Here is a 24385-nt window from a genome sequence, read left to right on the forward strand (position 1 = left end):
ACAAAGAAAAGATTACCATTATTTCATGAAATCTTCTTGATATGCGGAATTGATTGTGATAATCTTTTAACAGAATTACGTTATATACCTAATAAAACCGCGCTATGACGTATAGAAATTAGAAAAATTGTTTAGAAATGTAGATAAGTAATCTTATTTACGAATCTTGATAATTTCTTTGGGAGGAGGTGAAAGGCATGAACAAGACAGAACTTATTAATGCAGTTGCTGAAGCTAGCGAGCTTTCTAAAAAGGACGCTACTAAAGCAGTTGATGCTGTTTTTGATGCGATTTTAGATGCTTTGAAAAACGGTGATAAAGTACAATTAATCGGATTTGGAAACTTTGAAGTACGCGAGCGTGCAGCACGTAAAGGTCGTAACCCACAAACTGGTGAGGAAATCGAAATCGGTGCAAGCAAAGTTCCAGCTTTCAAACCAGGTAAAGCGCTTAAAGATGCAGTAAAATAATTACATAATTTATTGCTTTAAGCGATAGGCTAAAGCAAAAAGGTCATGGTAAACTCCATGGCCTTTTTTCTTTTTCCTAACGGATTAATTTGTTACTTAAAATACTTTGTTTTTGCTTGAACTGTAAATTGTGCTAATATGTATTTGTCATATATACTTAACAGATATACATTAGGAGGAATTTAGAATGTCACAAGTAAATCGTGCCCAAATCGAAGAGGCGGTACGTTTAATATTAGAAGCAATTGGTGATGATCCAAATAGGGAAGGCGTTCTTGATACACCTAAACGTGTGGCAAAAATGTATGAAGAGGTTTTTAGTGGTTTAAATGAAGATCCAAAACAGCATTTTGAAACCATTTTTAGTGAAGACCATGAAGAATTAGTATTAGTTAAAGATATCCCATTCTATTCTATGTGTGAACACCATTTGGTGCCGTTTTATGGAAAAGCTCATGTAGCGTATATACCTAAAGATGGTCGAGTCACTGGATTAAGTAAGTTAGCAAGAGCAGTAGAAGCTGTTGCAAAAAGACCTCAACTACAAGAGCGAATCACTTCAACAGTTGCTGATAGTATGATGGAGAAACTAGAGCCACATGGTGTCATGGTAGTTGTTGAAGCAGAGCATATGTGTATGACTATGCGCGGTGTGAAAAAACCTGGCTCGAAAACTGTTACAACTGCGGTCCGTGGAACTCTTGCCGATGATGCAATTGCTCGGTCTGAAGTGCTTTCCTTAATAAAATATTAAGGCGAATTATTTTTACTATTGGAGTGAAGAAAGTGGAAAAGCGCAATCCGCAAAATAACGAGTATGTGGTCATAAAAGCTATTGAAGATGGAGTAAGTGTAATTGGCTTAACAAGAGGCACTGATACTAGATTTCATCATTCAGAAAAGTTGGATAAGGGAGAAGTGCTTATTGCCCAATTCACTGAGCATACTTCAGCTATTAAAATTCGAGGAAATGCCCAAATTCTCACACAGTATGGTGAAGTGGAAAGTGAAATAAAGAAATAGATGTTTGAAAGTTATAATTGATTAAATGATTATTTTGTGAATTCCTGCCCATAAGATACCTTTTATGATATAATGGTGTCTGCCTTGTTTTTAAAGATATGAATAGGATCTTCTTTATTTTATGGGCATGAATTATCCTTTTTAATTAGGAAATAAGAATACATAAAGACATTACTTCGGGGAAGCAAGGGTGATTATATTGCAGGACATTCGACATAAATTTACAAATATTAGAGAGCAGGTCGAAAAAAAGGTTTTTGACTCATACCTGCTCGAATATATTGAGACGCCCATCATTGATGAAGATAAGCTCCTTATCCTTATTTCAATTATGGATCGTATCGAATTGTCTTATAGTAAAATGCAAGATTACACCATGTCAACAATGCTTATACAAATTGCCCTTGATACCCATGAACATATATCAAACTCTTCTAAAGATGAAAAGAGCCGTCAATTAACGGTTTTAGCTGGGGATTATTTTAGTGGACTATATTATAAGCTGCTTGCTGATTCGGAAGATATAACGCTTATTAAGGCGCTTTCTGAAGGAATCAAACAAGTGAATGAACAGAAAATCTCTGTTTATCAAAAGGAATCAGATGGTATCGAGAAGTTAATGACAAGTATTAAGTTAATTGAGAGTGCATTACTAATGAAACTTTCTGAGGTTTTTAAAGTAGAGTTGTGGAATGACTTTTTATCACATTTATTTTTATTCAAACGATTATTAAAAGAAAAAAACCAATTTATTCAGACAAAAAGTTCAGTATTATTCGAGGCACTGAAAAAAATTGTTTTTCCAATCAGTGAATACAGATTAAATGAGATTTCTAATGAACAACACAATCATTTACTAATGATATGTGATCAATACACTGAGCTATCAAGACAAATCATTGAAAAAGGATTAAACCAGCTTCCTTATTTAAATGATGCGCTAGAGGCCAGGATTTCTGCGTTATTAAAACAATATAAGCCATATGCAAAAACTTTTGTGGAAGAAGGGTAAAAACATGCAGCAATCGAAAGAACAGCGAGTTCACAATGTGTTTGAGAAAATTTCTGATAACTACGATAAAATGAACTCTGTCATTAGTTTTCAGCAGCATATCAAGTGGCGAAAAGACACCATGAAAAAAATGAATGTACAACCTGGTTCGAAAGCTCTGGATGTTTGTTGTGGAACAGCTGATTGGACGATTGCCTTAGCAGATGCTGTTGGACCTGACGGTAAAGTTGTTGGCTTAGATTTTAGTAAAAATATGCTTAAAGTAGGCGTTGAAAAGGTAAAAGAACTAGGATTAAAGCAGGTCGAACTCGTTCATGGGAATGCTATGGAGCTTCCTTTTCCAGATGATAGTTTCGACTATGTAACAATTGGTTTTGGTTTAAGAAATGTACCAGATTACCTACAAGTGTTAAAAGAAATGCGCCGAGTTGTAAAACCGGGTGGGATTGTTGTTTGCTTAGAAACATCGCAGCCAACCTTGATCGGATATAAACAGCTTTACTATTTTTACTTCCGTTTTATTATGCCGATGTTCGGTAAGTTACTCGCAAAGAGCTATAATGAATATGCATGGCTTCATGAATCAGCCAGGGATTTTCCAGGGATGAGGGAGCTCGCCCGAATGTTTGAACAAGCAGGCTTAACCGAGGTAAAATACAAGCCTTATAGTGGTGGGGCTGCAGCTGTTCATATTGGTAAAAAGAAATAATGGATTGAAATCGAAGACAGGATGAAAAGCAGGGTGAATACAATGAAATTAAAAATGATGTATTCATTTTTGAATTCGGATATTAACTTAATTGAAAAAAAGCTTGAAGAGACGATTCAAACTGAATCTCGTCTGCTTAAACAGGCTTCTATGCATACATTACAAGCCGGAGGAAAAAGGATTCGTCCTGTTTTTGTTTTGCTTGCAGGTAAATTTGGCCATTATGATATTCATGTGATGAAAAATGTTGCTGTAGCCCTTGAGCTTATTCACATGGCTTCACTTGTTCATGATGATGTGATTGACGATGCTGACCTTCGCCGCGGTCAACCCACCGTTAAATCCAAATGGGATAACAAAATTGCCATGTACACTGGTGACTTTGTTTTTGCTCTTGCATTAGAATTGATGACATATATTAAAAATCCCACTGCCCACAAAATACTAGCCAATACAATCGTAGAAGTGACTGTAGGAGAAATTCAGCAAATAAAAGATAAATATCGTTTTGATCAAAATCTCAGAGATTATCTCCGCAGAATTAAGAGAAAAACGGCCCTATTAATTGCTGTTAGTTGTCAACTAGGTGCAATAGCTGCTGATGTTGAAGATTCTGTTCATAAAAAACTGTATCGTTTCGGGTATTATGTGGGGATGTCATTCCAGATAACGGATGATATTTTAGATTTTACAGGTACAGAAAAAGAACTTGGAAAGCCTGCAGGAAGTGACCTTCTCCAAGGAAATATCACTGCACCAGCACTTTACGCAATGGAAAATGCTGCAATTCGCCAAGAAATCCTAAAGGTACATGCAGATATGAATCCTTCCGAAATCACTAAAATTATCTCACTAATTAAACAATCAGGTGCCATTGAGAAATCAATTGCCCTAAGTGACCGCTACTTAGATAAAGCTTTAGCTGTGCTTGAAGAATTACCTGCAAACAAAACACAAAAAACACTTCGAGATATTGCTAAGTTTATTGGGAGAAGAAAGTTTTAAATGCATTCATTTATTTATATCAACTTGCACAATATTCGAAAAAATGGTAACATTTTTCATGGATTGTTTTTGACTAACAATCATTATACATAATTAATTAGGAGTGGAATTCATGGAAAAAACATTTTTAATGGTAAAGCCTGACGGCGTACAGCGTAATTTAATCGGGGAAGTTGTTTCACGATTTGAAAGAAAGGGCTTCCAATTAGTTGGAGCAAAGTTAATGAACATTCCTACTGAACTTGCTGAGGAGCATTACGGAGAGCATAAAGAACGCCCTTTCTTTGGAGAGTTAGTAGACTTTATTACTTCCGGTCCTGTATTCGCAATGGTTTGGCAGGGTGAAAATGTAATTGCTACTGCACGCCAAATGATGGGATCAACTAATCCAAAGGATGCAGCGCCTGGAACAATCCGTGGAGACTTTGGTTTAACAGTTGGTAAAAATGTTATTCATGGATCTGATTCTCCTACTAGTGCTGAGCGTGAAATTGGCTTATTCTTTAAGGATACAGGAGTAGTTGAGTACACAAAATTAGTAAACGAATGGATTTACTAATCTAAATAATTTAAAGGCACTTGTATAGTTAATATACGAGTGCCTTTTTGTATACGATTACAAAATATTTTTCCATATTTTCTGAATAGTTATACTAGGTTTATTGAGCATGATATGTTATATTGATACATAATTCTTTAATGAGTTGAAGGGGGAAAGAGAATGGGGATTAGATACTTAACAGCGGGAGAATCTCATGGACCACAACTAACAACAATACTAGAAGGCTTTCCTGCTGGGATGCCATTATTAGCTGAGGATATTAATGAGGGACTAGCAAGACGTCAAAAGGGTCATGGACGTGGCAGAAGAATGCAAATCGAGAAAGATACGGCAGAAATCGTATCAGGTGTTCGACATGGACAAACACTCGGCTCACCAATAGCCCTTGTAGTTAAGAATAATGACTGGAAGCACTGGACGAATATTATGGGTGCTGAACCCTTGAAAGAAGGACAGGAAGACGAAATTAAGCGTAAAATAACGCGTGCTAGGCCGGGTCATGCTGATTTAAATGGAGCTATAAAATATGGCCATCGAGATATGAGAAATGTACTTGAACGTTCATCAGCTCGTGAGACAACGGTAAGGGTGGCAGCAGGTGCAGTTGCAAAGAAATTGTTGTCCTTAGTTGGAGTGGATGTCGTTGCTCACGTAGTAGAAATTGGCGGAGTGAAAGCCAAGGTTGACTCTTCGTTATCCATCATTGAACTGAAAGAAAGAGCAGAACAATCTCCTGTTCGTGTGGCAGATCCAAATGTGGAAGTAGAAATGATGGAAGCCATTGATGATGCAAAGAAAAATGGAGATTCAATTGGTGGGGTTGTAGAGGTTATTGTCACAGGCATGCCTGCCGGAGTAGGAAGTTATGTCCATTATGACCGGAAATTAGATGCAAAACTAGCAGGTGCAATTGTCAGCATAAATGCCTTTAAGGGTGTTGAATTTGGAATTGGCTTTGAGGCAGCAAGAAAGCCTGGAAGTGAAGTGCATGATGAAATTGCTTGGGATGAAGAGATGGGCTATTACCGCAAGACCAACCGGTTGGGTGGCTTTGAGGGAGGTATGACTACAGGAATGCCGATTGTTGTTAGGGGTGTGATGAAGCCGATACCAACTCTATATAAGCCTTTGATGAGCGTGGATATAGAGACGAAAGAGCCTTTTGCTGCAAGTATTGAACGTTCAGATAGCTGTGCAGTTCCTGCTGCGGCTGTAGTGGCAGAACATGTCATTGCTTGGGAACTGGCAAATTCACTAGTGGAACAATTTTCTAGTGATCGTTTTGATACATTTATGGATGAAATTAAAAGGCAGCATGAATATGCGAGGGAGTTTTAATGGAAACCATTCAAATTCACACGGCGTCAAAAAGTTATCCTGTCTTTGTTGGGGACGGTGTAAGAAAAGAATTAAATGATTATATAACCAATCATCTTACGGGCCTAACAAGAATATTAATTATTACGGATGAAACGGTTGCCACCCTCCACCTACAAGAACTACAAACTGTTCTAAGTGCATGGAATCCTATTGTTTTTATCGCACCAAGTGGTGAAAAGGCGAAAACCTTTGAAGTATATTATCAAGCTCTGTCTAAAGCACTCGAAAACGGTCTTGACCGAAAATCTCTCATTCTTTCTTTTGGTGGTGGAGCAGTAGGAGATTTATCAGGCTTTGTTGCAGCTTCTTATATGAGAGGGATTCCGTTTATCCAGATTCCGACTACCATATTAGCTCATGATAGTGCGGTAGGTGGCAAGGTAGCAATTAATCATCCTCTCGGGAAAAATATGATAGGAGCTTTTTATCAGCCAGAAGCTGTCTTTTACGACTTGGAATGGTTAAAAACGCTACCTGTGCAAGAAATTCGCTCTGGATTTGCAGAGGTTATTAAGCATGCACTTATTTCTGATCCTGACTTTTATTATTGGCTGCAATTACATGTTCGTGATATCCAATCAATTAACAATGAACGTTTAGCGGATTCGTTAATAAAGGGAATTAAAGTTAAAAATAAATTTGTATCTCAGGACGAAAGGGAAACAGGAGTACGAGCGTATTTAAATTTTGGTCATACATTAGGACATGCGATTGAATCAGAAATGGGATATGGGAACTTTACACATGGGGAAGCCGTGATGATTGGAATGGTTTATGCCCTAAAACTGAGCACTCAATTACTGAATTTATCGTTTAATGTAACCGAATTTGTTAAATGGGTGACAGAACTTGGATATGATACTAAATTGCCAAGTCATTTATCTATGGACCTTTTACTGAGTAAAATGAAACAGGATAAAAAGTCAGTTGGAGAATCCTATCGTTTTGTATTATTGCAACAAATTGGCCAGCCCAAACTACAGGAAGTATCTGAGAAGGTTTTGTTAGAAGAACTAAAAAGGTTATAAAAAGGGGGATTTTCATGATCAGAGGGGTAAGAGGAGCTACGACTGTTACTGAGAATTCAGAAGAGATCATCGTTTCTGCAACTGAAGAGCTTCTAACAAATATGATAGAAATGAATGAAATACATCCCGATTCTGTTGCATCTATATTCATTTCCACAACCGAAGATGTTAATGCAGCATTTCCGGCAAAGGCACTACGGAGGTTTCAAGGATGGACCTATGTGCCAGTTATGTGTATGCGCGAAATTCCAGTTCAAAACTCATTGGACATGTGTGTAAGAATAATGATGCATGTAAATACATCAAAATCTCAACAAGAAATCCAACATATCTATTTAAATGAAGCGAAATCACTAAGGCCTGACCTTGACAGTAAGTTATCATTATAAGAGAATCCTGTTAAAAGAAAGTTATTACCATAAACGATTGGAGTGGGGAAAATGAGATGGAAAGAACAATTATTAACACTGACTCCCTATCAACCAGGAAAATCAATTGAGGCAGTAAAGAAAGAGTTCAACTTGGATCAAATTATAAAATTAGCATCAAATGAAAATCCCTTTGGATGTTCCAAGCAGGCAATGGCTGCTCTTCAAGGCCATCAAACCAGTATGGCCATCTATCCAGATGGCTATGCGACTCATTTAAGAGAGACACTTGCTTCTTTTTTAAATGTTAATGAGGAAGAACTTATTTTAGGAAATGGGTCAGACAACCTCATTCAAATTATCTCTAGAGCACTATTACATCCCAATGCTAGTACGGTTATGGCAACACCAACCTTTTCCCAGTACAAGCATAATGCTGTCATTGAAGGTGCGGTTATTAAGGAAATTCCGCTTGTTGAAGGTGAACATGACTTAGATGCAATGCTTGAGGCTGTTGACGGACAAACCAATATTATTTGGGTATGCAGCCCAAATAACCCAACAGGTACATATATACCAGAATATAAATTAATTAATTTCCTTGATCGTGTTCCATCACATATTCTTGTTGTTCTTGATGAAGCGTACTATGAGTACGTTGTGGCGGATGATTACTATGATTCCATTAATCTAACACGAAAGTATGAAAATTTAATTGTCCTAAGAACTTTTTCGAAAGTTTACGGACTAGCAGCTTTAAGGGTTGGATATGGGGTAGCAAATCGAGCGATAATCAAAGCACTGGAACCTGCCAGAGAACCGTTTAATGTCAATACTTTAGGGCAATTAGCAGCAGCTGCTGCCGTTAAGGATCAAGGGTTTGTCGAAGAATGTAAAACAAAAAATAGACAGGGTCTTGAACAATTCTATTCATTTTGTGAGAAATTTGAACTAAGTTATTATCCTTCTCAGACAAACTTTATACTGATTGATTGTCAGACAGACGGGGACGAGGTTTTTCATTATTTACAAACAAAAGGTTATATCGTACGTTCTGGTAGACCTCTTGGCTTTCCAACTGCTGTTAGAATTACCGTTGGTTCTTTTGAGCAGAACGAAGGTGTATTAAACGCATTAAGCGAATTTCTAGCTGAAAAGTAACATGTTCTTGCGCTTTTCATAATAGGGGGAAAAATCAATGAAAGGCCGGGTTTTTGTTATTGGTTTAGGGTTGATTGGAGGATCATTAGCTTTATGTATCCAAAAAGAGCATAAAGCAACTATTATCGGATTTGATATTAACAGCGAACAAGTCCGTCTAGCCAAAATGTTGGGAGTAATTGATGAGGTAGCTGAAAGTATTATTGATGGTGCAATAAATGCAGATTTAATTATAATTGCTGCACCTGTTAATGAGACAAAACAAATTATTCAGTTGCTTTCAGAGTTACCATTAAATCCGAATGTCATTGTAACTGATACAGGTAGTACAAAAACGAAAATTGTAGAAAGTTCGGCTAGCTTAAAGGAGCAAGGTATCACTTTTATTGGTGGGCATCCGATGGCTGGCTCTCATAAAAGTGGTGTTTCTGCTGCGAAGGAAATTCTCTTTGAAAATGCATTTTATTTGCTAACGCCTGAAAGCCATATTGAGAATAGTAAGGTAAACCAATTGAAAAATTGGTTAAAAGGGACTAGTGCAAAATTTTTAATAATAACCCCCGAAACTCATGACTATCTTACCGGCATCGTTAGCCATTTTCCGCATATTATTGCGGCATCAATTGTTCGACAAACAGAAAAATTAGCAGAAGCTGAAAATCTAATTCCACGTTTGACTGCGGGCGGATTTAGGGATATTACACGTATTGCCTCTAGTAGTCCTGAGATGTGGAAAGATATTTTGCTTAATAATCGGGAGATTTTAATAAGTTTGCTAGAACAATGGCAGGATGAAATGAATGGGATTAAAACATTGCTTGAAAATCAAAATAGTGGAGCAATTTTCAATTATTTCAAACAAGCAAAGGAATTCCGTGATAGTCTTCCACAAAAGGAAAAAGGAGCTATTCCTGCCTTTTATGATTTATTTGTAGATGTACCAGATTACCCTGGCGTAATTTCTGAAATAACTGGCTACTTAGCAAAAGAAAACATTAGTATCACCAATATTAGAATTTTAGAAACAAGAGAAGATATAAATGGAGTTTTGGTTATCAGTTTTCAATCTGAGGAGGACCGGCAAAGAGCAGAACAATGTATTGGTACCTACTCATGCTATGCCACCTCCATTGGTTCCTAACAAAAAATGATTTAAAAAGGTGATTTTATGGCAGCATTAACACTTAAGACTGATATAGGTCGTTTAATTGGTGAGGTAACCATTCCTGGAGATAAATCAATCTCTCACCGATCGGTTATGTTTGGTTCCGTTGCACACGGTGTGACAACGGTAACTAACTTTCTAAAGGGTGATGATTGTTTAAGTACCATCTCCTGTTTCAGGAAACTCGGTGTAAGAATTGAAGAAAATAATGACCAAATACGTATTTACGGAAATGGGTTCGAAGGGTTATCAGAGCCCAATGAGCTATTGGATGTTGGCAACTCTGGGACGACTATTCGATTATTAATGGGTATATTGGCTGGAAGACCGTTTTTCTCATCGTTAATTGGTGATGAGTCAATTGGAAAAAGGCCAATGACAAGGGTAACAAATCCATTATCAAATATGGGGGCAAAAATAGATGGGAGACATAGTGGATCCTATACTCCGCTTTCTATTCGTGGGGGGCAATTAAAATCAATTAATTATACACTCCCTGTTGCAAGTGCACAGGTGAAATCAGCACTCATTCTAGCGGGTTTACAAGCGGATGGTGAGAGTCAGATAATAGAGCCTGCTGAAACTCGTGACCATACTGAAAGAATGATTCGTAGATTCGGTGGAGAAATCGAAAAAGATAACAAAGTAATAACGGTCAAAGGTGGTCAAAAGCTAACATCTGCTTCGATTCATGTTCCTGGTGACATTTCTTCAGCTGCCTTTTTCTTAGTTGCAGGAGCAATCATACCTGGGAGTGAAATTCACCTTAAAAATGTTGGCCTTAACTCAACTAGAACAGGGATTATAGAAGTATTGCAAAAAATGGGTGCTGATTTAGAAATTCATGAAAATCAGGACAATCAGTTTGAACCTACCGGAGACCTAATTATCAAGTCGTCATTTCTAAAGGGAACAATCATTGAAGGTGATTTGATTCCAAAATTAATTGACGAGATTCCAATTATTGCTCTTATGGCAACTCAGGCTGAAGGGGATACAATCATTAAAGATGCAGAAGAGCTAAAGGTAAAAGAAACCAATCGCATTGATACGGTGGTACTAGAACTAAAAAAAATAGGGGCATCCATAGAGGCGACTGAGGATGGGATGGTTATCCATGGAAAGTCTAAATTACATGGTGGAGTTGTTTCAAGTCACGGAGACCACCGCATTGGGATGATGCTGGCTGTAGCAGCCCTCCTGAGTAAGGGAGAGGTTCTCCTAGAAAAACCAGAAGCTATTTCTGTTTCATACCCGAACTTCTTTGAGCATTTAAATAACCTTATTCAATAAAGCTGCAATGACTGCGGCTTTATTTTTTTGGCCAAAACAATCTCGAAGTCATAGTTTTGTCTATTTGAGCATAGCTTGTCTTAAAGAGGAAAGCGGGTGGTGTGCTCTTGTATATCATTGAAAATGCCAATATCCTTAAAGGCGAGAGGTTAACTTCATGTTCAATTCTAGTCACAGAAGATCGCATAACTACAGTTCAAGGTAGTTTGCCTCATTATCGGTTAATGAAGATGGATGTTGAACCATTTTTTATGACCCCTACTTTTGTTCTTTTAAATTCAACCATCCCAAGTATACGGTCATTTCCAGACATGAAAAAATGTTTGATTGAACAATTCCTGTTAAAGGGCTGTACTACTTTATTTACCTATGCAAATGTGTTATATGAAAATGAATTAGAAGAAAAGATAAATGAAGTAAAAACCTCTTTAATTAGTTGCCCGATTGATTTTATTATTGGAGTGAAGATTCCTGCGCGCCTTATAACACCAAACTTTATTAGAAATTGTAAGAAAAATAAGCTGCCAGCTATATTCGTTGAGCTTACAAATCAAGATGAGTTAGAAAAAATACCTTGGGGATGGATAAGGGAAGCCTCTTTTTCCTTTCAATTGCCCACTTTTTCCAATAATTTCTCCTCCACTAAAGAAGGAACAAAAGGCAGTTCTGTCGAAATGGAAAGGTATCATGTTAAAAGAAAAAATACCTGCACACTACGAGGAAATTGATGAAAATCAACCTTTGCCAGTACCGTTATTAAATAAAATTGGTTTATATCCGCAAAAAGCTAGCCTAATGAGCGGAACCGAGTTAAGCTATAATTTGTATTTAAAAGGTAGAGAAATCAAGAAGGTTGATGAACTTCATTTATTTCATTATCATGGTGATAGACTTGCAGTTACAGTTCACAAAGGAAAGGTGATCCGTTCAGCGGGAAATGTTTTATTTAAACCTGGAAATGGAGAACATGTTAAGGTGCGAACCCCATCTTATTTTTCTTTGTAATATCAAGGGGGAGAAGAGGTATTATGCCAATGGACAGAGTAAATAAAATTATTAGCATGTTAGAAAACGGCCAACATAATGAGGCTTTAACTGAATATAATGTTGTATTAAATAGCGGCATGCCTGAAGAGAAATTTATACTTGGAGAAGAGTTATACCAATTTGGTTTCTTAGAGGAAGCTAAGGCTTTAATTGAAAATCTGTTAAAAATTTACCCTGAAGAGGGAGAGCTTCTTGTTTTGCTCGGTGAAATATTAGTTGAGACAGGAGAAGAAGAAGAAGCCATTTTAGTCCTAGAACAAATTTCAGAACAAGATGCTAATTATGGACAGTCATTATTATTGCTAGCAGATCTTTATCAAATCCAGGGGCTTTATGAGGTATGTGAAAGAAAACTTTTAAAGGCTAAAGAAATATTGCCCAATGAAGTAATTATTGATTTTGCTTTAGGTGAGCTATTTAGTGAACAAGGCGAAGTAACAAAGGCATTGAATGCTTATGAAGTGGTATTAAAGGAAGAACACGAAATTGCTGGGGTCAATATTCATCAAAGAATGGCTGACCTACTGAGTGCTTCGGGTGCTTTTGAGGACGCGTTGATGTACTATGATAAGGCACTGGATGAAAAGTTAGAGATTAATACATTGTTTGGTTATGCGTTTACCGCGCTCCAAGCTGGTTACAATCGGACTGCTATTGAAAAATTTAATGAACTAAAAGGACTTGATCCTGAATACCATTCACTTTATTTACATCTTGCAAAGGCATATGAGCGGGAAGAAGAACTAGAAAATAGCCTTGAGGCAATAAAAGATGGAATTAAACAAGACGAATTTAATAAAGAACTATTTTTTTATGGTGGTAAAATCGCTATCAAGCTAGGCAAGGTAAAAGAAGCAGAGGAATTATTTCGTGAGTCTCTCGCCTTAGACCCGGGGTTTACGGAAGCTGCACTTACCTTAAATAAACTATTTTTTCAACAAGAACGGTATGATGATGTTATTGATCTAATTTCTCAAATTGAGTATGTAGAGGATGAAGAACCTCAGCTTTTATGGGATTCTGCCCATGCATTTGAGAAGCTTGAAGAATATTCATACGCATTAGACAAATATGAAAGTGCATATACTTTTTTTAAGAATAATGAAGCCTTTTTACTTGATTTTGGATATTTTCTAATTGAGGAAGGAAAAAACGACCGAGCCGCCGAAATTTTTAAACAACTACTTATTGATGATCCAACAAATGTAGAGTACTTAGACTTACTCGACCGTTTAACCGAAATACAAGATTAAGAATGCTGACTATGCAGAGGAGGGAAACTATCATGGCAACCCCTGTTTCTGTCAACGAGAAGAAAGACTTTATTCGCTGGTTTTTAAATCACTACCAATTAAAGAGGAGAGAATGTGTTTGGATCTTAAACTATTTAATGAGCCACGATCAGTTAATGGAAAAGGTTCATTTTGTTGAGCAAGCACAGTACTGTCCAAGAGGATTAATTATGTCTACACACTGTGTAGATAAAGTACCATTTCGATTCTATAAGGAAAATGTCATGACAACCGATGCAGAAAAATCCTTTCATGATATCCGGCTTAATAGGGATGAGGATATATTTATCCAGCTAAACTTTCATGCTTCAAATCAAGCTCATCAATATGTTGCTGTTCTAGAAGAAAATCCCTTCGTTCCCAAACATTTACAAGTGAACGAAAAGGATGGAATAATTGCAGAACAACTCTTACAGGATAGTATAAAACGTTTTCAACGTGAGAAGTTACTTCAATTGATTGATGAAGCCCTTGACAAACAAGATCGCATGGCATTTGAAATGTTAACAGAAAAATTAAATAAACTAATGGCTGTTCAACAAAAGGGAAGTTTGCTCTAAGCATTCTTCTTTTTTTATTTTGCTTTTGTTGTAGTAAAAAATAATGATAATATATGGTTAGTAATCAAAAAGGTTGGTGTAAATATAATGAAATGGGTTCCACAAGATATTGAGACTTACATAACTGCGAAGGAATACGTAGATACTGCTATTATACCGCTTTATTCTGTTTCAGTTGGAGAGGATATGAAACAATCAGCCGCATCGGCAGAGTTTATTACTTTATTAACAAATCATTTAGAAAGGCAGTTTACAGGAAGAATATTATTATTCCCGCCTTTTACTTATCTCAAAAATGAGGAGAGAGAAAAAAGTGTAACAGCCTTACAGGAGTGGGAAAAGTCGATTTTACAAGGGTCATTTAAGCATTTGTTTTACATAACATCTGACATTGATTGGCGAAGTCGGGAAGAAGATCTAAATGGCTCAATAATATGGCTGCCAACTCTCCCGCTTGAACATATGAATAATTCTCAGAAAATGGAAATGATTGACAGCCAAGTTAAGCAACTTTTTATTCTTTTTACGCAAAAATGGCATGAAAATGAGTAAAACTATTCATATTATATGTTTTTAAAATAGTATGATATTGACCTTGCTTGCAGATTGATATATCATTGTTATGTCCTAGTTTTATATGTGTTTAATTTATTGTCCGCTGGACTTAACTTCGTGAATAGAGGGGGGATAATCATGAGTAAAGAGCGCGTTTCAAGACGTCAATTTTTAAGCTACACATTAACTGGTGTAGGCGGTTTCATGGCAGCCGGAATGTTAATGCCAATGGTTCGTTTTGCAGTAGATCCTGTATTAAAGGCTGAAGAAGGCGGAGACTTTATTGCAACAAAACAAAAAGTTTCTGAAATTACTAAAGAACCAGTTCGTGTTGACTTCACCTTCAAGCAAAAGGATGCTTGGTATGAGTCTGAAGTAACAAATACTGCTTGGGTTTACAAGGATGATGATGGTAAAATTGTTGCTTTATCACCTGTATGTAAGCATCTAGGCTGTACAGTTGGCTGGAATACTGATAAGAAATATCCAAACCAATTCTTCTGCCCATGCCATTATGGTCGATATGAGAAAAACGGTAAAAACATACCAGGAACACCACCGTTAGCACCACTTGATACGTATCCGAACAAAGAAAAAGACGGGTACCTTTATTTAGGAAAAGCTCAACCACGGAAGGAGGCGTAATCATTGTTAAACAAAATTTACGATTGGGTAGATGAACGTTTAGATATTACGCCTTTGTGGCGCGATATCGCAGACCATGAAGTACCAGAGCATGTTAATCCAGCGCATCATTTTTCTGCGTTTGTATATTGCTTTGGCGGTCTAACATTCTTCGTAACTGTCATTCAAATTTTATCTGGTATGTTTTTAACAATGTACTATGTACCAGATATTAAAAACGCTTGGGAATCTGTATATTATCTACAAAATGAAGTTGCTTTTGGACAAATCGTACGTGGAATGCATCACTGGGGTGCAAGTTTAGTACTTGTCATGATGTTTTTACATACACTTCGCGTCTTTTTCCAGGGTGCCTATAAAAAGCCTCGTGAATTGAACTGGGTTGTCGGAGTTCTTATTTTCTTCGTTATGCTTGGTTTAGGGTTTACAGGTTATTTATTACCATGGGATATGAAAGCGTTATTTGCAACTAAAGTAGGTCTTCAAATTGCTGAAGCCACTCCATTCATTGGAACTTATGTGAAGGTTTTACTTGCAGGTCATGAACACATCGTTGGTGCTCAGACATTAACTCGTTTCTTTGCAATCCACGTATTCTTCTTACCTGGTGCATTGCTTGGATTAATGGGAGCTCACTTTATCATGATTCGTAAGCAAGGTATTTCTGGCCCACTATAAAATTAATCTGACATAGTATATTTTTTCTAATCTCTACGGAAAAAGGAGGGGATTTCTCGATGCATAAAGGTAAAGGTATGAAGTTCGTAGGTGATTCTCGTGTGTTAGCACCTGAAGCACGTAAACAGATGCTTCCTAAAGATTATTCAGAATACCCTGGTAAAACAGAGGCATTTTGGCCGAACTTCCTTTTGAAAGAATGGATGGTAGGAGCTGTATTTCTAGTCGGGTATTTATGCTTAACAGTAGCACATCCAGCTCCGCTTGAAAGGATTGCTGATCCAACTGATACAGGATATATTCCATTACCAGACTGGTATTTCTTGTTCTTGTACCAATTATTAAAATACTCATTTGCATCTGGTCCATATACAGTTATTGGTGCAATGATTATGCCTGGACTTGCTTTTGGAGGACTATTATTGGCACCGTTCCTTGATCGTGGACCGGAACGCCGCCCAACAAAGCGTCCTCTTGCTACTGGATTTATGTTATTAGCGTTGGCTTCCATCGTGTTTTTAACGTGGGAATCCGTTGCTACTCATGACTGGGCCGCTGCAGAACGTCAAGGTAAGATTGTTCCTAAAGTGGAAATCGATAAGTCAAGTGAAGGTTACCAAATTGCTAGTAAAAACACTTGTATAACTTGTCATGGTGAAAATCTTCAAGGTGGTGCAGGCGCACCAACACTCATTGGAACTGGTTTATCAGCTGATGAGGTAGCAAAGATTGCTAAAGAAGGTAAAGGCGGTAAAATGCCTCCAGGTGTCTTTAAAGGTACTGATGAAGAGTTAAAGAAACTTTCAGAATTTATTTCTGGATTGGGTAAAGAATAATTAAATCGAGAAAAGCTGACGGGGAATCGTCAGCTTTTTTATTACATATCCTTAAAAATAGAAATTGAAAAGGGGAGATTTTGTGCGTTGGGTTTATCCTCTCTTGGCAAATCGTTCAATCCTTCAAATCTTACTTTTAATTAATATAGCAGGAACATTATATGGATATTATTGGTATGGGTGGCAATTAAAGGAGACACCAGCCATTTTTCTTTTATTTGTGCCAGATAGTCCAACTGCAAGTTTATTTTTTGTGTTTGTCCTTCTTGCATTTTTATTAAAGAGAAATTGGCCGATATTAGAAGCTTTAGCAATTGTCACACTTTTTAAGTATGGCATCTGGGCTGTTGTAATGAATATCCTTGTTTACTTTGTTCAAGGAGAATTAGATTGGATTGGCTACATGCTAATATTCTCCCATTTTGCGATGGCAGTTCAAGGACTATTATATGCGCCTTTTTACCGCTTTAAATGGTGGCATTTAATTGTTACGGCTATTTGGACTCTACATAATGATGTCATTGATTACGTATTTTTCATGTTACCTAGTTATCATATGCTCAATCGCTACACGCCACAGATTGGATACTTCACTTTCTGGCTCTCAATTGTTTCAATAGGACTTGCATATTATTTTGTTATTCGACCTGGAAGGTACACACTTGAAATAAAATAATCTAACATGGTCTAACCTTGTCCAGCTTTTCATACATTTTAATAGTGATGAAAGGGGGGACAAGGATTGAAAATGAAATGGTTATTTATATTTGCAATTGTCATTATGCTCACTCCCATAACTGTACATGCTGAACAGCAATCGCCAATGGAGAAGCTAGATGATATCTCTGATGAGGCTCTACAAATGGTGAAGTTTCATAGATATGAGGATGCAAAAAAATTACTTGATTACTTTTCAGATCAGTTTATAAGTATTACTGGGATGGAAAAGCCCTTAACAATGGATGAGGTTAGGATTGTTAATACCTCCCATGATGAAGCGATGGAAGCTGCTGTTAGTCCCAATATGAAATATGAGGAAAGATTAAATAAACTAACAAAATTCCGTCTTGTCATTGATGCAATCGCAACTAGTCATCAGCCTTTATGGACAGAAATGGAAGAGCAAATAATGACTGCGTTTCACCAAGCGAAGAATGCAGCAATAAATGGTGATACTGCCCATTTTCACTCAAACTTTAATACTTTTTTATCATTATATAATGTCATATATCCAAGTATGAAAATTGATGTACCAGTAGAAAATATACAAAGATTAGATGCACGAATTGATTTTATTAATGAGTATCGTTCCCAGGTTTTAACTAATACAGACAGTCAACAAGAGTTGACTGCACTTGATACAGATTTGAAAAATCTTTTTGCTAACATGGAAGAAGATGAAGCAGATCCATCACTGTGGTGGGTGATTATTTCAACAGGCAGTATTATTATCATGACATTATCTTATGTAGGCTGGCGCAAGTATCAGGGTGATAAAAATTTGAAGAAAAACCGCTCAAGAGACCTAAAAGATTGACGCATCTAATCAGCTTTACTAAAATGAATAGCATCAAGAGCTGATTGGGAGGATCAATATGTTATACCTTGTTTACTTTGCAGTTATTATTCTTATTCCACTTTGGGCCCAATTTAAAGTTAAAAATACCTTTTCAAAATATTCCCGGGTTTCTTCATCAACTTATGTTAGAGGGGCTGAAGTTGCAAGACAAATATTAAATTCTAATGGTCTCTTTAATGTAGCAGTTGAAGAGGGTAGAGGCTTTTTAAGTGACCACTATGACCCAAGGACGAAGACTGTACGTCTATCGCCAGAAAATTATCATGGTCACTCCATAGCAGCAGCTGCAGTAGCGGCACATGAATGTGGTCACGCACTTCAAGACTCTGAGGGTTATGCCTTCCTCCGTTTTAGACATGCCTTGGTCCCAGTTGCCAATATAGGGTCAAATTTTTCTTGGATTCTGATTATGATTGGAATATTTGCACACATGAGTGGTATGCTTTTACTTGGAATTATTTTTATGGCAGCAGCTGTTCTTTTTCAAGTTATCACCCTGCCTGTTGAATTTAATGCTTCCAACAGGGCGATGGATCAAGTAGTTTCTTTAGGCTTAGTAGGGAATGGCGAAGAAAGGGAAGCCAAAAAAGTATTAAATGCAGCAGCTTTAACTTATGTAGCAGCAGCAGCTGTCGCTGTACTTGAATTATTAAGACTGGTCCTTATCTTTACGGGTATGAATAGAAGTGATGATTAATATCAAAAGAAAAGGCTGACTCCTGTCAGCCTTTTTTCAATATTTCTCGGCAATTTTTCATTTTTATCCAACCTAAAATACTGATTATTATAAAATTGACCATGCTAACGGGCCTGTTGATTTCCGCTCCGGGCACTCGCTTTCCGCGGGGAGGTCCTGGAGCCTCCTCGGCGCTTTGGCGCCTTTGGTGTCTCGAGTGACCTCTATATCCCGCAGGAGTCGAGTACCCTCCGCTCCAATCAACAGGGGTAAATCAGCCTGAAGTATTGCAACACACCTTATCTAACCTTAAATGTGTTGCAAACTTTTTATATTTTGGCAGGCAACCGTAAGGAGAACCTGTTCACTTACATTCTTTCATCCCCGTAACCAACAGTAAAGAAGCCTATAAAGCTCTTTCGAGTATGCAATTCTTCGTTCATTTTTTTTATTCTAAATTTACAAAGCAATTTTTCTGATTTAGAAAAAAGAACTAATTCATCAATAGACACAAATCCATATTCACTTTGTCTAAACTCTTTGGCTTAAACAATTATTTCACCAATTATTATTATTTATTAGTTGAATGGAAGGTATATTTGAATACTCACTGTTGATTGGAGCGGAAGGCGGCGAAGACTCCTGCGGGAGTACGGGGCAGGGGAGACCCCGCAGGAGCGAAGCGACGAGGAGGCTCCCCGGAACGCCCGCGGGAAAGCGAAGCCGCCTGGAGCGGAAATCAACATACTTATTGAAAGCCCTATATAATATTAGTATCACAGTAAATTAATGCGGTGAATCATTAAAGAGCTCTTGTGAAAAAAAGGCTATCGAAAGTTTTTCGACAGCCTTTTTTAATCTCCTATTGGCATCTTATTTTCATCCAGTGTAAATCCTTCTCCATGAACATCATGAACCACTGAAATAGAAATAAATGCATGTGGATCAACCGAGGTAATTAAATTTTTTAGTCGGATTAACTCATTTTTAGCTACGACACAATATAAAACGTCACGTTCATTTTTAGTATAAGAACCATAACCTTTAAGAGCAGTAACTCCTCGATCCATTTCTTCCATAATTTTTTTGGCAATTTGTTCGTTCTTTTCAGAGATAATCATTGCTCCTCTTGCAGAGTATGCCCCTTCTTGCATGAAATCAATGACCCTTGCTCCTACAAAAACTGCCACTAACGTATACATAGCTTCTTTATAATTTAAGTATGTAATAAGTGAGAGTGTAATGACACAAGCATCAAAAAGAAACATCGTTTTGCCCATGCCCCAACCAAAGAACTTTTGGGCAAGCCTGGCGATAATATCAACTCCACCCGTTGTACCACCAAAACGAAAAATGATTCCTAGGCCAATACCAGCGAAAACACCTGCAAACAAGGCGGCTAACGTTAAATCACTCTTAAGGGGCATATCTACTGGATTGCGTTGAAGTATCCATAGAAAAATGGAAACACCAACTGTTCCGATGATTGTATATAAAAACGCATTTTTTCCTAGCATTTTCCATCCAATAAAAAATAGGGGGATATTCAATATTAAGTTTGTATAGGAAGGATTCCAGCCAAACAAGAAGTAAAGCAATAGTGTTATTCCAGTGAAACCACCTTCAGCAAGTTTATTCTGCATATTAAAATTAACTAGGCCGAATGAAAAAATGGCAGCGCCTAATAAAATGAAAAGAATATTTTTTATTTTAAGTCCAAATATCATGATCATGCCTCCTCTTCCATATATTTCTCTCTTATGGCGGTTCTTATTATAGCGAATTAATATGGTTAGAGCAATGCGAATGGGAAAAGTGCCTATTACAAACGAAAACATTTGTAAATCATCCTTAATTTAGCTAACATAAAAAATGATATACAGAGTGATTAAGTAAGTTTTACTAGTGTTGCGAAAAGAGGTGAAAATATATGGCTGCAAAGTCAATGAAAGAACTTCAAAAAGAGGTTGATACATACATTGGGCAATTTAAGGAAGGGTATTTTAGTCCTTTGGCTATGCTTGCTAGATTGACTGAAGAATTGGGAGAGTTAGCAAGAGAGATAAATCATTACTATGGTGAGAAACCAAAGAAATCAAGCGAAACCGAAAAGGCGATAGAGGAAGAGCTTGGCGATCTTTTTTTTGTAATCATCTGTTTAGCTAATTCCTTACAAATTGATTTAGAAGAGGCTCATGATATAGTCATGAATAAATTCAATACTAGGGACAAGGATCGCTGGACAAGAATTAATCAAGATAATATGGGGTGAAGAAGATGAGTAAAGTTAAGATAATTATTGCTGGCCCACGTGGACGTATGGGGAGTGAAGCTGTAAAGCTTGTAACAAATACAGAACAATTTGAACTAGTGGCGGTACTTGATCATAAATTTGATGGTATGATGCTTAGTGATATTGAGGGGTTCCAATCAATCTCAAGTGTGCCTGTATATACTGACATTGTGAAATGTCTTCAAAATATAGAGGCAGATGTGTTAATTGACTTAACCACTCCAGAGGTTGGTATGTACCATGCCAAAACTGCCCTAGAGTATAATATCCGCCCTGTCGTTGGTACAACAGGTTTTTCCAAAGGGAATTTAGATGAATTACAGCAAATTTGTGAAGAAAAGAATTTAGGTTGTATTATCGCACCAAATTTTGCAATCGGTGCGGTTTTAATGATGAAGTTTTCGCAGATGGCAGCTAAATACTTTAATGATGTCGAAATTATTGAAATGCATCATGATCAAAAACTTGATGCCCCTTCTGGTACGGCTGTAAAAACAGCTGAGATGATCTCTGCTGTAAGAGAGGCAAAGAAACAGGGACATCCTAATGAAAAGGAAACACTGTCTGGTGCACGTGGTGCAGAATTTAATGGAATGCACGTTCATTCTGTACGATTGCCTGGGTTGGTTGCACATCAGCAGGTTTTATTTGGTTCAGATGGTCAGACGTTAACGATTCGTCATGACTCTTACAACCGCAGCTCATTTATGTCAGGTGTAAAGGTAGCGGTAGAGTCAGTAATGAAGAATCCGTCCTTTGTTTATGGACTTGAAAATATTTTAGAATAGAGGTGAATTATGAACATTGCATTAATAGCGCATGATAATAAAAAAAATGATTTAGTACAATTTGTCACGGCATACCAAGTGATTTTTGGGAAACACACTCTATTTGCTACTGGGACCACAGGATTAAGAATTAATGAGGCCACCGGCTTACCAGTGACACGTTTTCAATCAGGTCCGCTTGGCGGTGATCAAGAAATCGGTGCATTGATTGCAAAAAATAAAATGGATGCCATCTTCTTCTTTCGAGACCCGCTAACAGCACAGCCTCATGAACCTGATGTGACGGCTCTGGTTAGATTATGTGATGTGTATGCTATCCCTCTAGCAACTAATATGGGTACAGCTGAATTACTGATTAGAGGTTTGGAGCTAGGGTTAATTGATTGGAGAAATATTGTAAAAAAGACTGGTGACGAAAATGAAGGGTGAACATTTACATATTCTTGCTTTTGGGGCACATGCTGATGATGTAGAAATTGGCATGGCCGGTACCCTTTCGAAGTTTTCTTTAGAAGGGAAAAGGGTAGGAATTTGCGATTTAACGGAAGCTGATCTTTCTTCTAATGGGAACGTTGAATTGAGAAAAGAAGAAGCTGCACATGCAGCAGAGATTTTAGGAGTATCGTACAGAGCTTCCCTTGCTATGCCTGATCGAGGATTATTCTTAAATGAAGACTACATAAAAAAAATAGTAAATGTCATCAGAACACATAAGCCCAAGATTGTATTTGCCCCCTATTTTGAAGATCGCCATCCGGATCATGGTAATTGTTCCCGTCTTGTAGAGGAGGCGGTTTTTTCTGCAGGGATAAAAAAATACCAGACAGGTATAGAAATGGAACCCCATCGGGTAGAGAAAGTATATTTCTATATGATTAATGGGTTTCATAAGCCTGACTTTACTATTGATATTTCTCCATTCATTGAAAAAAAACTCTCTGCCCTACGTGCTTACCGGAGCCAGTTTGAACAGAGTGATCAGAGTATTGATACTCCATTGGTAAATGGATATATTGAAACGGTAGAAGCAAGAGAAAGAATGTTTGGGAAATTGGTCGGTGTAAGCTATGCAGAAGGATTTAAAACAAAAGTGCCCGTACTATTGGATCGTGATTTGATAGGAGATTAACAATAATGAAACTTAAAATAGGTATAACTTGTTATCCAACTGTTGGAGGTTCGGGTGTAGTAGCAACCGAGTTGGGTAAAATGCTTGCAGAAAGAGGACATGAAATTCATTTCATTTCTTCGAGCATGCCGTTTCGGCTAAACAAAATGTATCACAATATTTATTACCATCAAGTTGAAGTTAATCAGTATTCAGTGTTTCAATACCCGCCCTATGATATTGCTCTAGCTAGTAAAATGGCAGAGGTTGCAAATCGAGAAAAACTAGATGTTCTTCATGTCCATTACGCAATCCCACATGCTGTTTGTGCGATTCTAGCCAAACAAATGTGTAATCGAGATATTAAGATTGTCACCACCTTACATGGGACAGATATTACTGTGCTGGGTTATGACCCATCCTTAACGGATGCGATTAAATTTGGAATTGAAAAATCTGATATTGTTACTGCTGTATCGAATGCACTAGTGAATCAAACGTATGAACTTATTCATCCTGATAAACAAATCGAAACAGTTTATAATTTTATAGATGAGCGAATTTACAAAAAGACTGGTTCTTCTTCATTGAAAGCTGAATTTGAAATAAAAGACAATGAGAAGGTTATTATTCACGTTTCGAATTTTCGGGCAGTTAAAAGAGTTAAGGATGTCGTGAAAACTTTTGCGAAAATATCTGCACTCATGCCTGCTAAACTATTATTAGTCGGTGATGGTCCTGAAATATCCATCGTGTGTAAGCTTGTTAAACAGCTAGCACTGGAAGACCAAGTCATTTTTCTTGGTAAACAAGAGAATCTTGAGGAATTGTATTCCATCAGTGATTTGAAGCTATTGTTGTCTGAAAAGGAAAGTTTCGGGCTCGTGGCTTTAGAAGCTATGGCATGTGGAGTTCCTTGCATTGGTACGAATGTTGGTGGTATACCAGAGGTCATACAACATGGTCAGAACGGGTTTATATGTGAAGTAGGAGATATAGAGGATATTTCCACTAAAGCAATATCATTGTTAAGTGATCCTAGACTTCATCTTGATTTTTCCAATCGCGCCCTGGAAACAGTAAAAACAAAATTTATGGCTGACAAAATTGTAGAACAATACGAACAAATATATTTTAAATTAATGAATTAAG

Annotated in this window: 30 protein-coding genes; 29 read left to right on the plus strand and 1 reads right to left on the minus strand. The window is 37.2% G+C overall.

Annotation, left to right across the window (positions count from 1 at the left end; genetic code table 11):
- Positions 1-197: 197 nt before the first annotated feature.
- The 24 genes from hbs to AA0X95_RS12155 all read left to right on the plus strand — a co-directional run bounded on the left by hbs (position 198) and on the right by AA0X95_RS12155 (position 19065).
- Positions 198-470, plus strand: a complete 273-nt coding sequence (gene hbs, locus AA0X95_RS12040; RefSeq protein WP_066060959.1) for a non-specific DNA-binding protein Hbs — start codon at positions 198-200, stop codon at positions 468-470.
- Positions 471-657: 187 nt separating this feature from the next.
- A complete protein-coding gene (gene folE, locus AA0X95_RS12045; protein WP_413309155.1) occupies positions 658-1224 on the plus strand; it encodes a GTP cyclohydrolase I FolE in 567 nt (188 codons plus the stop codon).
- A gap of 32 nt (positions 1225-1256) precedes the next feature.
- A complete protein-coding gene (gene mtrB, locus AA0X95_RS12050; RefSeq protein ID WP_309861094.1) occupies positions 1257-1493 on the plus strand; it encodes a trp RNA-binding attenuation protein MtrB in 237 nt (78 codons plus the stop codon).
- A gap of 190 nt (positions 1494-1683) precedes the next feature.
- Positions 1684-2505 (plus strand): heptaprenyl diphosphate synthase component 1, encoded by an 822-nt coding sequence (locus AA0X95_RS12055; RefSeq protein WP_413309157.1) that lies wholly within the window; start codon positions 1684-1686, stop codon positions 2503-2505.
- Positions 2506-2509: 4 nt separating this feature from the next.
- Complete coding sequence (locus AA0X95_RS12060) at positions 2510-3214, plus strand: demethylmenaquinone methyltransferase (protein WP_413309159.1); 705 nt, start codon at positions 2510-2512, stop codon at positions 3212-3214.
- Between the two features lie 42 nt (positions 3215-3256).
- Positions 3257-4219 (plus strand): heptaprenyl diphosphate synthase component II, encoded by a 963-nt coding sequence (hepT, locus tag AA0X95_RS12065; RefSeq protein WP_413309981.1) that lies wholly within the window; start codon positions 3257-3259, stop codon positions 4217-4219.
- A gap of 112 nt (positions 4220-4331) precedes the next feature.
- Positions 4332-4778, plus strand: a complete 447-nt coding sequence (gene ndk, locus AA0X95_RS12070) for a nucleoside-diphosphate kinase (protein ID WP_413309161.1) — start codon at positions 4332-4334, stop codon at positions 4776-4778.
- Positions 4779-4946: 168 nt separating this feature from the next.
- Positions 4947-6119, plus strand: a complete 1173-nt coding sequence (gene aroC / locus AA0X95_RS12075) for a chorismate synthase (protein WP_413309983.1) — start codon at positions 4947-4949, stop codon at positions 6117-6119.
- On the plus strand, positions 6119-7189 hold the full coding sequence (gene aroB, locus AA0X95_RS12080) for a 3-dehydroquinate synthase (protein ID WP_413309163.1): 1071 nt from the start codon (positions 6119-6121) through the stop codon (positions 7187-7189). The genes aroC and aroB overlap by 1 nt, the downstream gene beginning before the upstream one ends.
- A gap of 14 nt (positions 7190-7203) precedes the next feature.
- Positions 7204-7578, plus strand: coding sequence for a chorismate mutase (aroH, locus tag AA0X95_RS12085; protein WP_413309165.1), 375 nt, complete (start codon positions 7204-7206; stop codon positions 7576-7578).
- Between the two features lie 51 nt (positions 7579-7629).
- Entirely contained in the window at positions 7630-8718 is a 1089-nt protein-coding gene (gene hisC, locus AA0X95_RS12090) for a histidinol-phosphate transaminase (protein WP_413309167.1), read from the plus strand.
- Positions 8719-8755: 37 nt separating this feature from the next.
- Positions 8756-9859, plus strand: coding sequence for a prephenate dehydrogenase (locus tag AA0X95_RS12095; protein ID WP_413309169.1), 1104 nt, complete (start codon positions 8756-8758; stop codon positions 9857-9859).
- 27 nt (positions 9860-9886) lie between these two features.
- Entirely contained in the window at positions 9887-11176 is a 1290-nt protein-coding gene (gene aroA, locus AA0X95_RS12100; protein ID WP_413309171.1) for a 3-phosphoshikimate 1-carboxyvinyltransferase, read from the plus strand.
- A gap of 107 nt (positions 11177-11283) precedes the next feature.
- Positions 11284-11904 (plus strand): hypothetical protein, encoded by a 621-nt coding sequence (locus AA0X95_RS12105; RefSeq protein ID WP_413309173.1) that lies wholly within the window; start codon positions 11284-11286, stop codon positions 11902-11904.
- Entirely contained in the window at positions 11864-12181 is a 318-nt protein-coding gene (locus tag AA0X95_RS12110) for a hypothetical protein (RefSeq protein ID WP_413309175.1), read from the plus strand. Before AA0X95_RS12105 ends, AA0X95_RS12110 begins: the two co-directional genes overlap by 41 nt.
- Before the next feature lie 29 nt (positions 12182-12210).
- The gene (locus AA0X95_RS12115; protein WP_413309985.1) at positions 12211-13476 is read left to right on the plus strand and encodes a tetratricopeptide repeat protein; all 1266 of its coding nucleotides are present in this window, start codon (positions 12211-12213) and stop codon (positions 13474-13476) included.
- Positions 13477-13508: 32 nt separating this feature from the next.
- On the plus strand, positions 13509-14075 hold the full coding sequence (locus AA0X95_RS12120; RefSeq protein WP_413309177.1) for a ReoY family proteolytic degradation factor: 567 nt from the start codon (positions 13509-13511) through the stop codon (positions 14073-14075).
- A gap of 87 nt (positions 14076-14162) precedes the next feature.
- Positions 14163-14627 (plus strand): YpiF family protein, encoded by a 465-nt coding sequence (locus AA0X95_RS12125; protein ID WP_413309179.1) that lies wholly within the window; start codon positions 14163-14165, stop codon positions 14625-14627.
- 141 nt (positions 14628-14768) lie between these two features.
- Complete coding sequence (locus tag AA0X95_RS12130; RefSeq protein ID WP_413309181.1) at positions 14769-15275, plus strand: ubiquinol-cytochrome c reductase iron-sulfur subunit; 507 nt, start codon at positions 14769-14771, stop codon at positions 15273-15275.
- A gap of 3 nt (positions 15276-15278) precedes the next feature.
- Positions 15279-15953, plus strand: a complete 675-nt coding sequence (gene qcrB, locus AA0X95_RS12135; RefSeq protein ID WP_308083387.1) for a menaquinol-cytochrome c reductase cytochrome b subunit — start codon at positions 15279-15281, stop codon at positions 15951-15953.
- A 59-nt stretch (positions 15954-16012) separates the two neighbouring features.
- Positions 16013-16789: a c-type cytochrome gene (locus AA0X95_RS12140; RefSeq protein ID WP_413309183.1), complete on the plus strand. Its 777-nt coding sequence runs from the start codon at positions 16013-16015 to the stop codon at positions 16787-16789.
- An 82-nt stretch (positions 16790-16871) separates the two neighbouring features.
- Positions 16872-17465, plus strand: coding sequence for a DUF1405 domain-containing protein (locus AA0X95_RS12145; RefSeq protein WP_413309185.1), 594 nt, complete (start codon positions 16872-16874; stop codon positions 17463-17465).
- A gap of 72 nt (positions 17466-17537) precedes the next feature.
- Positions 17538-18326: a sporulation protein YpjB gene (ypjB, locus tag AA0X95_RS12150; RefSeq protein ID WP_413309987.1), complete on the plus strand. Its 789-nt coding sequence runs from the start codon at positions 17538-17540 to the stop codon at positions 18324-18326.
- Between the two features lie 58 nt (positions 18327-18384).
- Positions 18385-19065, plus strand: a complete 681-nt coding sequence (locus tag AA0X95_RS12155) for a zinc metallopeptidase (protein ID WP_413309187.1) — start codon at positions 18385-18387, stop codon at positions 19063-19065.
- Between the two features lie 833 nt (positions 19066-19898).
- Here AA0X95_RS12155 and AA0X95_RS12160 read toward each other — a convergent pair.
- A complete protein-coding gene (locus AA0X95_RS12160; RefSeq protein ID WP_413309189.1) occupies positions 19899-20771 on the minus strand; it encodes a YitT family protein in 873 nt (290 codons plus the stop codon).
- 203 nt (positions 20772-20974) lie between these two features.
- Between AA0X95_RS12160 and AA0X95_RS12165 the strand changes: the two genes are divergently transcribed.
- Genes AA0X95_RS12165 through bshA form a run of 5 tightly spaced genes read left to right on the plus strand, consistent with a single transcriptional unit; the run spans position 20975 to position 24384 of the window.
- Positions 20975-21316 carry a nucleotide pyrophosphohydrolase gene (locus AA0X95_RS12165; RefSeq protein WP_413309191.1) on the plus strand — a complete coding sequence of 114 codons (342 nt, stop codon included), beginning with the start codon at positions 20975-20977 and terminating at the stop codon, positions 21314-21316.
- Positions 21317-21321: 5 nt separating this feature from the next.
- Complete coding sequence (gene dapB, locus AA0X95_RS12170; protein WP_413309193.1) at positions 21322-22125, plus strand: 4-hydroxy-tetrahydrodipicolinate reductase; 804 nt, start codon at positions 21322-21324, stop codon at positions 22123-22125.
- A 9-nt stretch (positions 22126-22134) separates the two neighbouring features.
- A complete protein-coding gene (gene mgsA / locus AA0X95_RS12175; RefSeq protein WP_413309195.1) occupies positions 22135-22554 on the plus strand; it encodes a methylglyoxal synthase in 420 nt (139 codons plus the stop codon).
- Entirely contained in the window at positions 22544-23254 is a 711-nt protein-coding gene (gene bshB1 / locus AA0X95_RS12180; RefSeq protein WP_413309197.1) for a bacillithiol biosynthesis deacetylase BshB1, read from the plus strand. Before mgsA ends, bshB1 begins: the two co-directional genes overlap by 11 nt.
- A gap of 5 nt (positions 23255-23259) precedes the next feature.
- Positions 23260-24384, plus strand: a complete 1125-nt coding sequence (gene bshA / locus AA0X95_RS12185) for an N-acetyl-alpha-D-glucosaminyl L-malate synthase BshA (protein ID WP_413309199.1) — start codon at positions 23260-23262, stop codon at positions 24382-24384.
- The last annotated feature ends 1 nt before the right edge of the window (position 24385 follow it).

This window comes from Neobacillus phoenicis (assembly GCF_047302305.1).
In the GTDB taxonomy this organism is placed as follows: Bacteria; Bacillota; Bacilli; order Bacillales; family Cytobacillaceae; genus Neobacillus.

What these genes read in the sequence shown, in the direction of transcription:
- AA0X95_RS12115 (WP_413309985.1), top strand. Translation starts at nt 12,211, where the DNA reads ATGGACAGAGTAAATAAAATTATTAGCATGTTAGAAAACGGCCAACAT.
- dapB (WP_413309193.1), top strand. Translation starts at nt 21,322, where the DNA reads ATGAGTAAAGTTAAGATAATTATTGCTGGCCCACGTGGACGTATGGGG.
- hepT (WP_413309981.1), top strand. Translation starts at nt 3,257, where the DNA reads ATGAAATTAAAAATGATGTATTCATTTTTGAATTCGGATATTAACTTA.
- aroB (WP_413309163.1), top strand. Translation starts at nt 6,119, where the DNA reads ATGGAAACCATTCAAATTCACACGGCGTCAAAAAGTTATCCTGTCTTT.
- ypjB (WP_413309987.1), top strand. Translation starts at nt 17,538, where the DNA reads ATGAAATGGTTATTTATATTTGCAATTGTCATTATGCTCACTCCCATA.
- AA0X95_RS12060 (WP_413309159.1), top strand. Translation starts at nt 2,510, where the DNA reads ATGCAGCAATCGAAAGAACAGCGAGTTCACAATGTGTTTGAGAAAATT.
- aroA (WP_413309171.1), top strand. Translation starts at nt 9,887, where the DNA reads ATGGCAGCATTAACACTTAAGACTGATATAGGTCGTTTAATTGGTGAG.
- AA0X95_RS12110 (WP_413309175.1), top strand. Translation starts at nt 11,864, where the DNA reads ATGTTAAAAGAAAAAATACCTGCACACTACGAGGAAATTGATGAAAAT.
- AA0X95_RS12165 (WP_413309191.1), top strand. Translation starts at nt 20,975, where the DNA reads ATGGCTGCAAAGTCAATGAAAGAACTTCAAAAAGAGGTTGATACATAC.
- AA0X95_RS12140 (WP_413309183.1), top strand. Translation starts at nt 16,013, where the DNA reads ATGCATAAAGGTAAAGGTATGAAGTTCGTAGGTGATTCTCGTGTGTTA.
- bshA (WP_413309199.1), top strand. Translation starts at nt 23,260, where the DNA reads ATGAAACTTAAAATAGGTATAACTTGTTATCCAACTGTTGGAGGTTCG.
- hisC (WP_413309167.1), top strand. Translation starts at nt 7,630, where the DNA reads ATGAGATGGAAAGAACAATTATTAACACTGACTCCCTATCAACCAGGA.
- folE (WP_413309155.1), top strand. Translation starts at nt 658, where the DNA reads ATGTCACAAGTAAATCGTGCCCAAATCGAAGAGGCGGTACGTTTAATA.
- bshB1 (WP_413309197.1), top strand. Translation starts at nt 22,544, where the DNA reads ATGAAGGGTGAACATTTACATATTCTTGCTTTTGGGGCACATGCTGAT.
- AA0X95_RS12130 (WP_413309181.1), top strand. Translation starts at nt 14,769, where the DNA reads ATGAGTAAAGAGCGCGTTTCAAGACGTCAATTTTTAAGCTACACATTA.
- AA0X95_RS12155 (WP_413309187.1), top strand. Translation starts at nt 18,385, where the DNA reads ATGTTATACCTTGTTTACTTTGCAGTTATTATTCTTATTCCACTTTGG.
- aroH (WP_413309165.1), top strand. Translation starts at nt 7,204, where the DNA reads ATGATCAGAGGGGTAAGAGGAGCTACGACTGTTACTGAGAATTCAGAA.
- AA0X95_RS12160 (WP_413309189.1), bottom strand. Translation starts at nt 20,771, where the DNA reads ATGATATTTGGACTTAAAATAAAAAATATTCTTTTCATTTTATTAGGC.
- AA0X95_RS12120 (WP_413309177.1), top strand. Translation starts at nt 13,509, where the DNA reads ATGGCAACCCCTGTTTCTGTCAACGAGAAGAAAGACTTTATTCGCTGG.
- AA0X95_RS12125 (WP_413309179.1), top strand. Translation starts at nt 14,163, where the DNA reads ATGAAATGGGTTCCACAAGATATTGAGACTTACATAACTGCGAAGGAA.
- hbs (WP_066060959.1), top strand. Translation starts at nt 198, where the DNA reads ATGAACAAGACAGAACTTATTAATGCAGTTGCTGAAGCTAGCGAGCTT.
- ndk (WP_413309161.1), top strand. Translation starts at nt 4,332, where the DNA reads ATGGAAAAAACATTTTTAATGGTAAAGCCTGACGGCGTACAGCGTAAT.
- mgsA (WP_413309195.1), top strand. Translation starts at nt 22,135, where the DNA reads ATGAACATTGCATTAATAGCGCATGATAATAAAAAAAATGATTTAGTA.
- AA0X95_RS12095 (WP_413309169.1), top strand. Translation starts at nt 8,756, where the DNA reads ATGAAAGGCCGGGTTTTTGTTATTGGTTTAGGGTTGATTGGAGGATCA.